This window comes from Arcobacter thermotolerans (assembly GCF_983172305.1).
In genome coordinates this window covers 1-14872 of the sequence record NZ_CFAFZJ010000009.1, presented here as the reverse complement: position 1 = coordinate 14872, position 14872 = coordinate 1, and the positions used below count along the sequence as shown (strand labels likewise).

17 protein-coding genes are annotated in these 14872 nt (G+C 27.7%); 9 read left to right on the top strand and 8 right to left on the bottom strand.

Going from position 1 to position 14872, the window contains the following annotated elements; all coding sequences use genetic code 11:
* Positions 1–6 precede the first annotated feature (6 nt).
* The 4 genes from AC5LG6_RS07830 to efp all read left to right on the top strand — a co-directional run bounded on the left by AC5LG6_RS07830 (position 7) and on the right by efp (position 4733).
* Positions 7–846: a 4-hydroxy-3-methylbut-2-enyl diphosphate reductase gene (locus tag AC5LG6_RS07830; RefSeq protein WP_498586156.1), complete on the top strand. Its 840-nt coding sequence runs from the start codon at positions 7–9 to the stop codon at positions 844–846.
* A gap of 64 nt (positions 847–910) precedes the next feature.
* Positions 911–2566 carry a 30S ribosomal protein S1 gene (locus AC5LG6_RS07825; RefSeq protein ID WP_498586155.1) on the top strand — a complete coding sequence of 552 codons (1656 nt, stop codon included), beginning with the start codon at positions 911–913 and terminating at the stop codon, positions 2564–2566.
* Between the two features lie 10 nt (positions 2567–2576).
* On the top strand, positions 2577–4163 hold the full coding sequence (gene serA, locus AC5LG6_RS07820; RefSeq protein WP_066156473.1) for a phosphoglycerate dehydrogenase: 1587 nt from the start codon (positions 2577–2579) through the stop codon (positions 4161–4163).
* Positions 4164–4172: 9 nt separating this feature from the next.
* Entirely contained in the window at positions 4173–4733 is a 561-nt protein-coding gene (efp, locus tag AC5LG6_RS07815; protein ID WP_066168315.1) for an elongation factor P, read from the top strand.
* 51 nt (positions 4734–4784) lie between these two features.
* Here the strand turns inward: efp and AC5LG6_RS07810 are convergent, their stop codons facing one another.
* Entirely contained in the window at positions 4785–5102 is a 318-nt protein-coding gene (locus AC5LG6_RS07810; protein WP_260966842.1) for a hypothetical protein, read from the bottom strand.
* Positions 5103–5513, bottom strand: a complete 411-nt coding sequence (locus AC5LG6_RS07805; RefSeq protein WP_066404150.1) for a hypothetical protein — start codon at positions 5511–5513, stop codon at positions 5103–5105.
* A gap of 111 nt (positions 5514–5624) precedes the next feature.
* Between AC5LG6_RS07805 and AC5LG6_RS07800 the strand changes: the two genes are divergently transcribed.
* The 5 genes from AC5LG6_RS07800 to AC5LG6_RS07780 all read left to right on the top strand — a co-directional run bounded on the left by AC5LG6_RS07800 (position 5625) and on the right by AC5LG6_RS07780 (position 8792).
* Positions 5625–6089, top strand: coding sequence for a hypothetical protein (locus AC5LG6_RS07800; protein ID WP_498586154.1), 465 nt, complete (start codon positions 5625–5627; stop codon positions 6087–6089).
* A 135-nt stretch (positions 6090–6224) separates the two neighbouring features.
* The gene (locus AC5LG6_RS07795; RefSeq protein ID WP_498586153.1) at positions 6225–6644 is read left to right on the top strand and encodes a hypothetical protein; all 420 of its coding nucleotides are present in this window, start codon (positions 6225–6227) and stop codon (positions 6642–6644) included.
* A 95-nt stretch (positions 6645–6739) separates the two neighbouring features.
* Complete coding sequence (locus AC5LG6_RS07790; protein ID WP_498586152.1) at positions 6740–7165, top strand: hypothetical protein; 426 nt, start codon at positions 6740–6742, stop codon at positions 7163–7165.
* A gap of 41 nt (positions 7166–7206) precedes the next feature.
* Positions 7207–8010, top strand: coding sequence for a hypothetical protein (locus AC5LG6_RS07785; protein WP_498586151.1), 804 nt, complete (start codon positions 7207–7209; stop codon positions 8008–8010).
* A gap of 14 nt (positions 8011–8024) precedes the next feature.
* Entirely contained in the window at positions 8025–8792 is a 768-nt protein-coding gene (locus AC5LG6_RS07780) for a hypothetical protein (protein WP_498586150.1), read from the top strand.
* Between the two features lie 205 nt (positions 8793–8997).
* Here AC5LG6_RS07780 and ribD read toward each other — a convergent pair whose 3' ends face one another.
* Genes ribD through thrB form a run of 6 tightly spaced genes read right to left on the bottom strand, consistent with a single transcriptional unit; the run spans position 8998 to position 14632 of the window.
* A complete protein-coding gene (ribD, locus tag AC5LG6_RS07775; RefSeq protein ID WP_498586149.1) occupies positions 8998–10005 on the bottom strand; it encodes a bifunctional diaminohydroxyphosphoribosylaminopyrimidine deaminase/5-amino-6-(5-phosphoribosylamino)uracil reductase RibD in 1008 nt (335 codons plus the stop codon).
* A gap of 13 nt (positions 10006–10018) precedes the next feature.
* The gene (gene rimP / locus AC5LG6_RS07770) at positions 10019–10447 is read right to left on the bottom strand and encodes a ribosome maturation factor RimP (RefSeq protein WP_498586148.1); all 429 of its coding nucleotides are present in this window, start codon (positions 10445–10447) and stop codon (positions 10019–10021) included.
* Entirely contained in the window at positions 10444–10809 is a 366-nt protein-coding gene (rbfA, locus tag AC5LG6_RS07765) for a 30S ribosome-binding factor RbfA (protein WP_066156484.1), read from the bottom strand. The genes rimP and rbfA overlap by 4 nt, the downstream gene beginning before the upstream one ends.
* Positions 10809–13457: a translation initiation factor IF-2 gene (infB, locus tag AC5LG6_RS07760; RefSeq protein ID WP_498586147.1), complete on the bottom strand. Its 2649-nt coding sequence runs from the start codon at positions 13455–13457 to the stop codon at positions 10809–10811. The genes rbfA and infB overlap by 1 nt, the downstream gene beginning before the upstream one ends.
* The gene (locus tag AC5LG6_RS07755) at positions 13447–13713 is read right to left on the bottom strand and encodes a DUF448 domain-containing protein (RefSeq protein ID WP_066221552.1); all 267 of its coding nucleotides are present in this window, start codon (positions 13711–13713) and stop codon (positions 13447–13449) included. The genes infB and AC5LG6_RS07755 overlap by 11 nt, the downstream gene beginning before the upstream one ends.
* A gap of 37 nt (positions 13714–13750) precedes the next feature.
* A complete protein-coding gene (gene thrB, locus AC5LG6_RS07750) occupies positions 13751–14632 on the bottom strand; it encodes a homoserine kinase (protein ID WP_066156502.1) in 882 nt (293 codons plus the stop codon).
* Positions 14633–14872: the final 240 nt, after the last annotated feature.

Sequence of the window (14872 nt, the reverse complement as noted above, 5' to 3'; positions counted from 1 at the left end):
TAAATTTTGAAAATAGAACTAGCAAGTAGCTATGGTTTTTGTTTTGGTGTAAAAAGAGCCATAGAAATTGCACAAAAGTATGAAAATAGTGCAACTATGGGACCACTTATTCATAATGAAGATGAGATAAATAGATTAAAAAAAGATTTTAAAGTAGGATTATATTCACAATTAAGTGATGTGAAACCAGATGATACTGTTATTATTAGAACTCATGGTATCCCTAAAAATGATTTAAAAGAGCTTAAAAAAAGTGTTAAAAAAGTTATAAATGCTACTTGTCCATTTGTAACAACTCCTCAAAATATAGTAAAAAATATGTCTAAAGAGGGCTACTCTATTCTTATTTTTGGAGACATTGAGCATCCTGAAGTAAAAGGTGTAAAATCTTATGCTGATGATTTAGATGATGTTCATATAATTTTATCTGTCCATGATTTAAAAAATATAAAATTTAAAAATAATAAAATTGCTTGTGTCGCACAAACTACAAAGAAAAAAGAGACATATCTTGAGATTGTAAATGAACTTATTTTAAAAAATAAAGAGGTTCGAGTTTTTAATACAATTTGTGATGCAACTTTTGAAAACCAAGATGCGGCTAGAGATATTTCAATAAAAGCTGATATTATGATTGTAATTGGTGGAAAAAGTTCATCAAATACAAAACAACTTCACTCTATTTGTCTTGAAAATTGTAAAGATTCATATTTAATTGAAAATGAACAAGAGCTTGAAATTTCTTGGTTTAAAGATAAGGAATTTTGTGGAATTACTGCTGGTGCGAGCACGCCTGAATGGGTTATTAAAAAAGTCTATGAAAAAATAAAGAGTTTTAAACCATAATTTAAGCGATTTTTTTGTACAATCTTGCTATTTTAAATAAACTGGTAAACAAAGAAGGTACAAAATGCGTATGGAAGATATAGATTTAGGTGAAGACTTTGACTTTGAGCAAATGTTAAATGAGTCTTTTGAGCAATCAGAGAATAACTCTGTGGTTGATGGTGTAATTGTTGATATAAATGCTGAAAGAGTTTTAGTTGATGTTGGACAAAAAATTGAAGGTTTATTGTCTCTATCAGAAATTACAACAAATGGTGAGATAAAGTACAAAGTTGGAGATACAATTCCTGTTATGCTTATGGGAAATAGAGGGGAAAGACCTAGTATTTCACATAAAAAAGTACTTCAAAAAGCGAAGTTTAATAACTTTATAGCTAAACATGGTGAAAACTTTGAAGATGTTACTATTGAAGCTAAAATAGTATCTGTTAAACAAAGAGGTGGTTTCACTCTTGAAGATGCAGATGGTTGTGAATACTTTATGCCTCTAGCTCAATCTTACATGAAAACTATTGGTGCTATTGGAAAAACAGTAAAAGCAAAAGTTATTAAAGTAAATAAAAATCAAAACTCAATTATTGTTTCAAGAAAAAAATTAATAGAAGAAGGTAAATCTGAAAAAGATAGCAAAATTGCTAAAATTTTAGAGAATAAAGAACCAATAAATGGTGTTATTAAGAAAATTACTTCTTATGGAATGTTTGTAGATTTAGGTGGAATTGATGGTCTTGTAAACTACAATGAAATCTCTTACAAAGGTCCTGTTAATCCTGCAAATTACTACGCTGAAGGAGATACTGTTTCTGTTATCGTATTATCTTATGATAAAAATAAACAACATTTAAGCTTATCAATTAAAGCTGCTTTATCAAATCCATGGGAAGAGATAAAAGATAGATTAGAAGTTGGTGATACAATTACTGTAACTGTTTCAAACTTTGAATCTTATGGTGCTTTTGTTGATTTAGGAAATGATATAGAAGGACTTTTACATATTTCGGAACTTTCATGGAATAAAAATATTAAAAATCCAAAAGAGATTTTAAACATTGGTGATGAGATAAATGTTGAAGTAATTGAACTAAACTTTGAGCAAAAAAGATTAAGAGTTAGTTTAAAAAACCTTCAAGAAAAACCATTTAATAAATTTGTAAACTCTCACAAAGTTGGAGATGTTTTAAAAGGTAAAATTGCAACTTTAACTGAATTTGGAGCTTTTGTTACTATAGGTGATGTTGATGGATTGCTTCATAATGAGGAATCTAGTTGGGAACCAAATAGTAAATGTAAAAACCTTTTCAAAAAAGGTGATGAAGTTGAAGTTAAAATTATCAAAATTGATAGAGAAAAAGAGAATATTTCACTTTCAATCAAGGAGATAGCTACTTCTCCTGCAAAAGATTTTCAAGATAAATATAAAATTGGCGATATTGTAAAAGGTGCTGTAAAAGATAAAAAAGATTTTGGTCTATTTATAAAACTTGAAAATAACCTAGATGGACTTGTAAGAACTGAAGATTTTGGTCCATTAAATATTGATGAAGTAACAATTGGTGATGAAATTGAAGCTGTTGTTATAAATATTGACACTAAAAAAAATAGAGTTAGATTATCAATAAGAAGATTAGAGCAACAACAAGAAAGAGATATGTTAAAGTCTGTAAATGATGATATGTCTATGACTTTGGGTGATGCTATAAAAGATCAATTCAAAAAGTAGGAATATTTTAATGAGTAAAAAAACAATTGTAGTTTGTGATCATATTCACGAAGCTGGATTAAAAATTTTAGAAAAAACTGAAGATATAAATTATGTATTTGCAGCTGACGTTGATAAAGTAAAACTATTAGATATTATAAAAGATGCAGACGTTGCAATTACAAGATCTTCAACAGATGTTGATGAAAAATTTCTAAATGCAGCAGTTAATTTAAAAGCAATTATAAGAGCTGGTGTTGGTTATGATAATGTTGATATTGAAGGTTGTAGTAAAAGAGGAATAATTGCTATGAATGTTCCAACTGCAAACACAATAGCAGCAGTTGAACTTACAATGGCACATATGCTATCTTGTATGAGAAAATTTCCATATGCTCATAATCAATTAAAAATTGATAGAGTTTGGAAAAGAGAAGATTGGTATGGAAATGAGCTTTATGGTAAAAAACTAGGTGTTATTGGTTTTGGAAATATTGGACATAGAGTTGCTCTTAGAGCAAAAGCATTTGAAATGGATGTTATTACTTATGACCCTTATATTCCAAGCACTAAAGCAACAGATTTAGGAATTAAATATACAACTAACTTTGATGATATTTTGGCTTGTGATATTATTACAATTCACACTCCAAAAAACAAAGAGACTATCGATATGATTAGTTTTGATGAGATTCAAAAAATGAAAGATGGAGTTGTATTAATAAACTGTGCTAGAGGTGGATTATATAATGAAGAAGCATTAGTAGAAAACCTAAAAAATGGAAAAATTGCAATGGCTGGAATTGATGTATTCAAAAAAGAGCCTGCAACTTCTCATCCACTATTAGATTTACCAAATGTTACAGTAACAGCTCACTTAGGAGCAAATACAAAAGAGAGTCAAAAAGAGATCTCTATTCAAAGTGCAAACAATGCAATAGAGAGTGCTAGAGGAATATCTTATCCAAACGCATTAAATCTTCCAATAGATGAGAGTAAAATACCTTCATTTGTAAAGCCATATATTGAATTAACACAAAAAATGGCATTTTTATTAGCACAAATTAGTAAAAGTGAAATTAGAGCTATTGAAGTAAGTGCTGAGGGTGAACTATCTGAATTTGTTGACTCTTTACAAACTTTTGCAAGTGTTGGAGTGTTAAGTGTTAGTTCTGGAAGTAGCGTAAACTATGTAAGTGCAAACTTTATTGCAAAAGAGAAAGGTATTGAACTATCTACTAAAGCTTTAACAAATAGTAGCGGATATAAAAATAAAGTTACTATTAAAATAACTACATCAAAAGGTGTAAAAAATATATCTGGAACTGTATTTGGTGAAGATGTTCAAAGAGTTGTTGATCTTGATGGATTCAAAATTGATGTTGATCCAAAAGGTAAAATGATTATTATGAAAAACAAAGATATTCCAGGAGTTGTTGGAAAAGTTGGAAATATCTTAGGTGAAAATGGAATTAATATCTCTGACTTTAGACTAAGTCGTGGGAAAGAGGGAACTGCTCTTGCAGTTATTTTAATAGATGAAAAAGCAAACTCAAAAGTAATTAGCGAACTTGATAATTTAGAAGCTAGTATTGCTGTTGCTTATGCTGAAATATAAGGAGTAAAAATGGCAATTGGAATGAGCGAATTAAAAAAAGGTCTTAAGATTGAAGTTGAGGGAATTCCATATAAAATTGTTGAATACCAACATGTAAAACCTGGTAAAGGTGCTGCATTTGTAAGAGCAAAAATAAAATCTTTTTTAAATGGAAAAACTATTGAAAAAACTTTCCATGCTGGAGATAAGTGTGAAACTCCAAATTTACAACAAAAACAGATGCAATTTTTGTATGATGATGGTGAATTATTACAATTTATGGATACTGCAACTTATGAGCAAGAAGGATTAACTTATGAGCAAGTTGGAGATGCATTTGATTGGATAATAGATGGAATGCAAGTAGATATGATGTATTTCAACGGTAAAGCTATTACAGTTGAACCTCCAATGGTTGTTGAGCTTAAAATTATAGATACTCCACCAAACTTCAAAGGTGACTCTCAAGGTGGTAGAAAACCTGCTACTTTAGAATCAGGTGCTGTTGTACAAATTCCTTTTCATATACTTGAAGGTGATGTTATAAGAGTAGATACTAGAACTGGTGAATACTTAGAAAAAGTAAAATAATTAAAAAGCTAGATTTATTCTAGCTTTTTATAAATAAAATCTACAAAAATTCTACTCAAGAATTTTCTTAATATCTTCTTTAGCTTTATCTTTGTCAAAATTTTGCTTAATAATGCTATTTTTTTCTTCGATTAAAACTCTTATTCTCTCTTCTTTGTATTTTTTATCTTTATATTCTTGGTAAGATTTATAACAATAAAATATCAAAAAAGTAGTTATAATAAAAACAAAAATAGTAAAAGCTTTTTTATTCATAGCTAAATGAATATGAAAATTTTGGTTTTCTATATTTGCACCTTGGTTGTCAATAACTTTGCTTTTATTGTCCAAAGAGTGTTTCGAGTTTGAGAAATCAAAATTTTGGTTCATCTATTCTCTTATTTGTTTTTTAATATCTATTATAAAATCTTCTATTTTATAAGATATCTCTTTTTTTAGATTTTCATCTGTAATTCTCGAGAATAGACTATTTAATTCAAAAATCAAATTATCTGGAATATTTGTTATTTGAGTAGAAATATATTTATTATTTGAATTATCTATCAAACTTGAATGGTTGTTTAAGTTGTAGCTAGAGTTTGAAAAGTCATTTAACTCTCCAAATATCTCTTTGTAAATTCCCAATTCTCTACATTTTTTTCTAATAGCACTTATAGAATTTCTAATTTTCCAACTAGAAATTGAAGATTGTTTTATCTCCATAACTTCAGCTAAATCACTAATTGTTGTAACATTAAAATAATTCAATAATTTTTCAATATAAAACTCTATTTCATTCATCTGTATCTCTTTTTATACTATTTGATATATATTATAGCAAAATAATATTTAATTAAGCAATATATTGCAATAATTGTCGATATAATTTGAATATACAAAGGAAAATATAAAATGAAAAAGTTATTTTTAGCTTTAATGCTAGTTTTGGGATTTGGTTTAAATGTTTACGCAAGTAATAATACTCCTGAAAGTGTTATTTTAGGATTTGCAGCTGCTATTCAAAATGAAGATTTTGAAAAGGCAAAGAATTTTTTAGATAAACAAAGTTTTATCAAACCAAAAAATATTATGAAACCCAATTTAGGAACTAAAAATATTTTAGAAACTGAAATACAAGGTTTTTATAGACATCTTACAAATTCGGGAAGTGATTATAAAACTTTTAATAATGTAAAAGATTGGAATTTTAAAGTTGAAAAAAATATGAATGGGACTAATATTTATACTCTTTTAATGATTAATCCTAATTTTGACCAAAGGTGGACTTCTCTTTTTTCAGGAACAAAATATGATAGTTCAAAAAATTTTACATTAATTAAAATTAATAATGAGTGGAAAATTAAAGGTTGGATTTAATTATGATAGATATATTAGGAAAAATTTAAAAAATGAACAAAGCAATCCTTTTAGAAGATAACTTTATGTTGTATCATAATTGCATAACTTTGAAAACTCTTGGAGATATTTTATGAGCGAAATAAATTTGATATTATGCAGTTTACAGAAATATTAAAAGATACAAACTTTTCTGATGATATAAGCATTAAAGATATTAAACTAAACGACAAAGATTATCTAAATAGGAAGTTTGGAATTAAACGATATCTCTTTAACAATATCTTAGATTCTATTGAAACTATAAATTTTGCTTTTAGTTCTAAAATAGATAGCAAAATTGTTCAATCATCTATTTATATGAATATTATGAGAGTTGATGAAGAATTTTGCAAACTAAAAGATAGTTGCGAATTTGAAGTTTTGCAAAAATTTGATAGTGAAGATTTGAAATATATAAAAAAAGCTAGAACTTTTATAGAGTTTGATTATGAAAAAATAGATGAGAAGATTATAAAAAAGATAGTTTATGAGATATTTCCAAAAATAAGAGATATTATCCATAATATAGATTAAAATATTGCTATTTTATATTTTATTGCGAAATAATTTCTATTTAAGCAATATATAGCGATAATTATAAATAATAAAAACGACTTAAGGAGAGTATAATGAAAAAAATATTTTTTACAATAATTATTGCTTTTGGATTTACAGGATGTGGTAATATAGAAAATGGTACTCCAGAAGAGATTACAGAGTATGTATTTAAAGAATTAGCTAAAACAAATAAGGACAATGTTCAAAAATTTATTTATGGTAATGAAGAATACATTAAAAAGAGATTTGATGCTGGATCAAGAAACCTTTATGGTAAAGTTGAAAATCCAGATAAATATGAAATTAAAATTGTAAAAACCAAAGAGATAAGTGGTCAATATTCTGTGTATTTTACAGTGAGAAATAAAACAGCAAAAGATGATGAAGCAGCTTGGAGAGATTTTATAGGAGATAGAAAAAATTGGTCTAGGGAGTATGATTATGTTTTTACTTACCAAAAAGAGAATGGAAAATGGAAAGTTTTTATAATTCACTAATATAGTGTTAAGATATAATATTATTAAAAAAAGGGAAAAAGATGAAAGGAACAGTACTAGATTTTTCTAATACAGAAAATAATGGATTGATTTTAGGAGAAGATGGAAATAGATATATTTTTGATATTTCTGATTATAAAGGCAAAAACAAATCTATAGATATTGATTGTGAAGTTGATTTTATTGTAGATGAAAATATAGCAAAAGAGATTTACCCTATAAAAACAAAAGAGAGTTCAAAAGAAGCTATAAAGATAGAAAAAGAGGAGAAAACTCCAACTAGCAGTAGCTTGAATATTAAAAAAGTTGATTTTAAATCTATAGAGAATGAGTTATCAAACCCAAAACACTCTGAAGCAATCCAAAAAGAGTATAAAATTTATCTAATTTTATCTATTTTAGTTTTACTTATTCCACTATATATTATGTTTACAGCTAAAACTTCAAATTCTGGTATTTTTGTCTTATCTATGTTGGCTTCTTTATTTATAGCTTTTTATATTGTTAAATTATTTCTAGTATTTTCTTCACCTTATGAGGTGGTTAAAAAAATGGTTTTAAAAAAAAGTTACAAAGAGCAACTAAAATTTTGGGAAACTACTCCAAAAGGATTAGAGTATGAGGAGATTAGAAGGCTTCATATAGAGGGAAAATCATTTGAAAATAGTGAAGAGCAACTATTAGAGTTAGCTTTTAATATAAAAGCAGATGCTATAATAAACTACAGCTATCAGCACTCAACTAGTTCAAATATAAAAACCTCTGGCTTTGGAAAACACAAGAGCATAGATACAAAGATAGATGAATATCATATCATAGATGGTTTAGCAATAAGATTTTTATAAAAAAAGAGGATATTATGGCAGAAATTGAGTTAATAGATAAGTTAAATAGGAGGGTTTCTACTCTTTTAGAAGATAGCTCAGTAAAAGTAAAATATGAAGAGAAATCATATGATAGTTTAGAAGAGTGTATAAAAGATTTTGAGTTTCCAAAAAATAGCGATGAAATACATGTTGATGAAAAGGATTTTAAAATTGCTTTTAAAGATACAAAATATATAAAAAAACTAACTCTTGATTTTAAATCTTTTGCTGAACTTTATAAGAACAATTTCTCATCTTTGATAGTAATCTTTCATGTAAATAAAGATATAAGTTTATTTGAAATTAGTGATATTATGGAAAATTTTAATAACAATTTACCAAAAGAGACACAAATAATCTTTGGTAGTAAATTTTTTGATATTCCAAAAGATGAGCAAAAAATAGAACTTTATTTCAATGATACAAAAAGAGAATCTCTTGAAAAATTCAAATATAATTTTAGTAGTATAGCACCTGATAAAAGTTGCAAAAAAGAAAATGATGCAATATTTACAAATTATGAAAATATTATGAATATTCGTGAGCTTGGTTCAAATTACTTAAAAGAAGTTTTTGAGCTAATAATAAATAAAAACTTTATAAAAAATATTAAAAGTTATGATGATTTTGTAGTGCTAATAAAAGAGATTAAAGAAAAAAATGATTATAAGATGTTTGGATTATTTGTAGATGATACTCTTGTATGTTATGCTGGGGTTAGCATACAGACAACACTTTATTATAAAAACATCTTTTTATAAATGAACTTAACATAATGTTTGAATATGATGAAAATTATAGTAGTCAAATGATAGACTTTTTAAGTGATTTTGCCTTGAAAAATAATTGTCACTATCTTGTTACATATGATGTTTATAAACACGAAAATATATATTTTTATAGGTTTTTAGAAAGAAATAAATTTATTTATGGAGATTTTTTTAGATATATAAAGATAAAGTAATTTTAAACTTTTCTCTTTAAAAAAACTATCTTTTCATCTCCTAAATAGTTCTCATGCAATATTTCAAAATCTATATTTAGTTCATTTAAAGCGTTTACACCATTTCTTATTTTTGGGCTTATAATTAAAATAAAAAAGTCTATTTTATCCTTTAAAATATCAAGAAGATTATAGACACCTTCAACCATTACAAACTTATAATCAAGCAGTTTAAATAGATCATCACTAATGATTACTTTTCTATTTGGTACTTTAAAAAGTGGTATATTTTGACTAAAAGCCTTGCTTTTTGAATAGATAAAAATATCTGGTTCTCTTCCTTTTATATATCTTGTATCTAAGGTTGGTTTATCAGTTCTTATAGTGTTTCCACCAATTAAAATAAGGTCTATTTTGTCTCTTAATGTGTGAACATATAGCTTTGCTCTTTGAGAGCTTATTTGTCCATCTATAGAGCCATTTAAAGTTTGTGCCATTTTGAAAAAAATAGATGTTTTATTTTGCCAAGATTTAAAAGGAATTAAAAGATTTTCACACTCTTTTTCTAAAACCTTTGTTGTCACATTTATATTTTCATCTTCTAATGTTTTTATTCCACCACTTGCAATTTTATTTGTATCAATAGAGCCAATAATTACTCTTTTGGGTTTTAAAATAGATAAAAGTTTTGCACAAGATGGAGTTTTTCCTTCATGATTACAAGGTTCTAAAGTTGTATATATTTCACAATCATTAAAAAAGTTATTATGATTTTTAATTAAATACTCATGTATTTCAGAACTTTTTGTTAAGGCTCTTAATAAAGAGTTAGATTCTTTGCTAAGAAGTGCTGTTTTTAAAGCATTTACTTCAGCATGTGGCATTCCTGCTTCTTTGTGAGCTTCAATTGCTAAAAGCCTTCCATCTTTTACAACAACACATCCAACAGCAGGATTGGGATAAGTTAAAAGTTGATATTTCCAAGCCTCATCAATGGCTAATTTCATATAGAAATTATCATCAATCTTCACAAAAAACTACTTTTTACCACTCAAAATATGTTGCGGCACTTAAGATATTATCATAAGTAATCTCTTCATCTGCGAACTGCGTTTTTATAGTAATTTTTTCATTATCAGCATTTATAAGTTCACCTTTGAAAAGATCTGTTTCAATATTTTTTACTTTTACAAGCTCACCAACACTTGCTATAAAATGTTCAGGCTTTTTTAGTTTTCTCTCAATTCCAGGAGAGCTTACTTCAAGATTATATTTTCCACCCATTGGTTCATCAATATCTAAAATTGGAGATATTAATCTTGAAATTTCAGCACATTTATCAAGATTTACACCATCTTTACTTGTAACAACAACTCTAAAAATATTTCTCTCATGCTCTTTAGTTGTAACAATATCATAAAGTTTTAAACCACTATTTTCAACTATTAGTTTAATTTGTTCTTCTAAATTCATTCTTCTTCACTTTTTGTTTTATCTTTTTTAATTTTTGCAAATAGGTCTTCTATCTTTTTTGATTTCTCTAAAGATGTATCAAGTTCAAATTTAAAATTTGGACATTTATACCATCCCGTACTTGCCAATACATCACTTTTTATTCTTCCATTTGCTTTTTTTAGAGATTCAATAACCTCTTTTACCTCATCTTTATCAAAATCACTACCATCAAAATATACAATAGCATCATATTTTCCATTCTTACAGTTTACACCTGTTATTGGCAAAGAGTTTATTTTACTATTTTGTAGTTGTGATAGAGCCTGAGGTATAAGCTCCATCAATAATGATTCAGTTCTTTGAAGATTTATACTTTTCATTAATCGTCAATTTTTACTTTCTCTTCAATTTGAATAAATGTTTCAATATAATCTCCAACTTTTATATCATTGAATTTATCAAACATAATTCCACACTCATATCCACTTGCAACCTCTTTAGCATCATCTTTAAATCTTTTTAGTGATGCAATTTTTCCAGTATATGTAACAACTCCATCTCTAATAATTCTAGCATGACCACCTCTTATTACTTTTCCATCTGTTACTAAACATCCAGCAACTGTTCCAACTTTTGGTACAACAAATGTATCTCTAACTTCTGCTTGTCCAGTATTCTCTTCTCTTATAATAGCACTCATCATTCCAGATAGAGCATTTTTAACATCATCAAGTAAATCATAAATAATTGAATATGTATTTATCTCAACTCCATCAGATTTTGCTTTTGCTTTTATAGCTCCTGTAGGTCGTACATTAAATCCTAAGATTATACAACCTTCACTAGCACTTGCTAAAACTATATCACTTTCAGTAATTCCACCAACAGCCGAATGAATAACTTTTACTTTTACTTCATCATTTGCAATTTTTTCTAAAGAGCCTTTAATTGCCTCTAAAGAACCACCAACATCTGCTTTAATGATTACTGGTAACTGTTTAATTTTTCCTTCTGCTATTAATCCACTCATCTCTTCAAGTGATACTTTTGTAGATTTTGATAACTCTTTTGCTCTTGCATGCTCAGCTCTTGTTGTTGCAATATCTCTTACTTCTTTTTCACTATCCATTGCAACTAAACTTGAACCAGTTGTTGGAACATCATTTAAACCTAAAACAGTTCCTGTTTCGCTAAGACCTAACTCTTTTACAATTTCTCCCATATCATTTGTAATAGCTTTTACTCTTCCAAATGTTGTATCACAAACTATATTGTCTCCAACTCTTAAAGTTCCATTTTGAACAATAATATTTGCAACAGGACCTCTTCCTTTTTCTAAAGATGACTCAATAACAGTTGCTTTAGCTTTAGCAGTAGGATCAGCTTTTAGATCAAGAAGTTCAGCTTGAATTAATATATTTTCAAGTAAATCATCAACTCCTTCACCTGTTCTTGCAGATACTCCAATAAACTCTATATCTCCACCCCAATCAATAGGTGTTAAATTCTTTTCAGCCATTTGAGCTTTTACCATATCTGGATTTGCCGACTCTTTATCCATTTTATTCATGGCTACTATAATTGGACAACCACTTGCTTTTGCATGAGAAATTACCTCTTCTGTTTGAGCTTTTACTCCATCATCAGCAGCAACAACTATAATAATAATATCAGTAACATTTGCTCCTCTTGTTCTCATTGCACTAAATGCTTCGTGACCAGGAGTATCAACAAAAGTAATTTTTTGTCCATTTTTTGTAATTGTATATGAGTTTATATGTTGTGTAATTCCACCAGCTTCACCGCTAGCCACTTTTGAGCTTCTAATTTTATCTAATAGAGATGTTTTACCGTGATCAACATGTCCCATGATTGTTACAACTGGAGGTCTAGTTACAAATGATTTAGTATCAATCTCCTCATCATAACTCTCTTCATAATTTACATCTTCTAATGCATCTTTTACAGTTACTTCAATACCAAACTCTTCACCAAGTATTTCTAACTCATCTTGTTTTAAAAAGTCATTTTTTGTAACCATCATTCCTAAGTGAAATAGTACAGTAATAACTTCAGCTGGAGTTTTTCCACAAGCTTCTGCAAACTCATAAACTCTAATATCCTCAGGAATTACAATCGAAGTAATATCCTCTTTTTCTTGAGTTCTAACAACTCTTTTCTTTCTTTTTCCTCTTTTAAGTCCTGTTGGAGTATTTCCAAAAGCTGCAGGTTTTGAACTTCTAGAGTGATTTGCAGTATTTACTGGTTTTGGTTCATCAAAGATTTTAAAATTATCTTGTAAATCCATATCAAGAAGAACAACTTCATCTCCTAAAAGAGAATCATCACTACTTTTAAACTCTTCACTAGTATGTGAAACTTCTATTTTTCTTCCATGATCTTGAGCTTTTATAGGAGTTTTTTTCTTCTCTTTTTTTACTTTTTGATTTCTTTGATTATCTTCTCTTACTCTATTATTCTTTTCAAAGTTTTTCTCTTCATTTTCACTAAAAATATCACTTAAAGATTTTTGAGTTTTCTTAACTTCAAAATCTTCTTTTACAATTTTTACCTCTTGCTCTTCAGGTCTTTTTTTCTTAATAATTACAAGACCTTTTCTTTTTGGAACAACTTTTGTTGGATTTATCATATTATCTTCATCATTTAGACTAGTAACATTTTCTTCAGTTTTTAAAATAGGTTTTGAAATAGTTGGTTTTTTGATTTCAGTTTTTATTGAGTTGCCAATTACTTTATCTTGTTCATTTATTTTTGGAACTTTTACTTCCGATTCCTCTTTTACTTCTACCTCTTTTTTAGGTTTTGCAACTTTTTCTTGTACTGGCTCTTTAATTCTAGAACTCTTTCCAGTCATTATATATTGCGTAATCTCTTCTGCATCTTCATAAGAAACTGTAGCTTGTGCTGTTTTTAAATCTATCCCTAACTCTTTTGCTTTTTGCATAACCTCAGCACTTGTTGATGCGGCTTCTTCTGCAATTTCAAAAACTCTTACTTTATCTGACATCTAATAAAATCTCCTCAAGTTGTATAACATACTTATCTTTATTTTTACACTCTCTACAAAGTGCTTTTTCATATCTCTTAATCTCTTTCATATCTAGAAAATCAACTTTACATGGCTTGCAAATATAAAAGCTTCTTCCAATGTTATCATAAATAGATAACTGTTTATTTGAACATTTAAATCTTAAAAGCTCTTTTTGTTCAAGCTTTTTCCTACAAAATATGCAAGTTCTTAAGATTGTTTTCAAATTAGCCAACTATTATACCTAAATTTTTCTTAATAATATAAAATAATTAAATTTCAATTTTTACACCGTTGTTATCAAAATCTACACTCATTACTCTAAAGTGAGGAAATTTCTCTTTTAAAGCTAGTTCAAGCTTTTGACTATCTTCACTATATGCTATTGAGAAAAATGTTGAACCTGAACCAGAAAGTGTACTCATTAAAGCGCCATTTTTAAGAGCTGTTTTTTGTACTTCAAATAGCTCTGGCATATGTCTCATTCTAAATTGTTGATGAACCATATCAGCTGATGCATACTTTAACATTTCCCAATTTTCACTCATAAATGCAGCTGTTAAAAGTGATGAGTGAGATATATTAAAAATTGTATCCTCTTTTGAATATTTATATGGAAGTGTTTTTCTTGATAGTGTAGTTGAAATTGGTCTATTTGGTACAACAACAACTGCTTTTAAACTTCTAGGAATTGATTTATTTATAAATTTAACTTCATTTTCATGCACACTTGCTACATTAAATCCGCCCATAACAGCTGGTGTTATATTATCAGGATGACTTTCATACGCCAACGATAGATTTAAAAGCCTCTCTTTTTCAACTTTTATTCCTTCAATTGCATAAGCACTAGCAATTGCAGAAACAATAACGGCAGAAGAGCTTCCTAAACCTCTTGAAAGTGGGATTTCATTAAAAAATTCAAATCTAAAATGTCTCTTTTTTTGCGTCAAATTGTAGTAAAAATCATTAAAAATAGATATAAACATATTATTATCTTTTAATGCAGGATTATTTGAACCCTCACCTTTTAAAGATACACTATGAAATTTTGATGGTCTAATTATTACTTGATTTTTTAAATTTAAAGCTACTCCTAAACAGTCAAATCCAGGCCCTAAATTGGCACTAGTTGCTGGAACACTAATTCTCAAATACTCTCCTTTTTAAATGGTTCCCATTTAAAAAGGAACCTTATCTTTTATAACTACTTTTTATAGCGGAGATTAAAAATCTCCTAAAAAGTAGCAAAAACCTAAAGTGCTTCAAGAATGAAGCCTGTCTTAAATGGTTCCCATTTAAAAAGGAACCTTATCTTTTATAACTACTTTTTATAGCGGAGATTAAAAATCTCCTAAAAAGTAGCAAAAACCTAAAGTGCTTCAAAATGAAGC

What these genes read in the sequence shown, in the direction of transcription:
- AC5LG6_RS07790 (WP_498586152.1), top strand. Translation starts at nt 6,740, where the DNA reads ATGAAAAAAATATTTTTTACAATAATTATTGCTTTTGGATTTACAGGA.
- efp (WP_066168315.1), top strand. Translation starts at nt 4,173, where the DNA reads ATGGCAATTGGAATGAGCGAATTAAAAAAAGGTCTTAAGATTGAAGTT.
- rimP (WP_498586148.1), bottom strand. Translation starts at nt 10,447, where the DNA reads ATGAATTTAGAAGAACAAATTAAACTAATAGTTGAAAATAGTGGTTTA.
- rbfA (WP_066156484.1), bottom strand. Translation starts at nt 10,809, where the DNA reads ATGAAAAGTATAAATCTTCAAAGAACTGAATCATTATTGATGGAGCTT.
- AC5LG6_RS07795 (WP_498586153.1), top strand. Translation starts at nt 6,225, where the DNA reads ATGCAGTTTACAGAAATATTAAAAGATACAAACTTTTCTGATGATATA.
- AC5LG6_RS07785 (WP_498586151.1), top strand. Translation starts at nt 7,207, where the DNA reads ATGAAAGGAACAGTACTAGATTTTTCTAATACAGAAAATAATGGATTG.
- AC5LG6_RS07810 (WP_260966842.1), bottom strand. Translation starts at nt 5,102, where the DNA reads ATGAACCAAAATTTTGATTTCTCAAACTCGAAACACTCTTTGGACAAT.
- AC5LG6_RS07780 (WP_498586150.1), top strand. Translation starts at nt 8,025, where the DNA reads ATGGCAGAAATTGAGTTAATAGATAAGTTAAATAGGAGGGTTTCTACT.
- AC5LG6_RS07800 (WP_498586154.1), top strand. Translation starts at nt 5,625, where the DNA reads ATGAAAAAGTTATTTTTAGCTTTAATGCTAGTTTTGGGATTTGGTTTA.
- infB (WP_498586147.1), bottom strand. Translation starts at nt 13,457, where the DNA reads ATGTCAGATAAAGTAAGAGTTTTTGAAATTGCAGAAGAAGCCGCATCA.
- AC5LG6_RS07825 (WP_498586155.1), top strand. Translation starts at nt 911, where the DNA reads ATGCGTATGGAAGATATAGATTTAGGTGAAGACTTTGACTTTGAGCAA.
- AC5LG6_RS07805 (WP_066404150.1), bottom strand. Translation starts at nt 5,513, where the DNA reads ATGAATGAAATAGAGTTTTATATTGAAAAATTATTGAATTATTTTAAT.
- serA (WP_066156473.1), top strand. Translation starts at nt 2,577, where the DNA reads ATGAGTAAAAAAACAATTGTAGTTTGTGATCATATTCACGAAGCTGGA.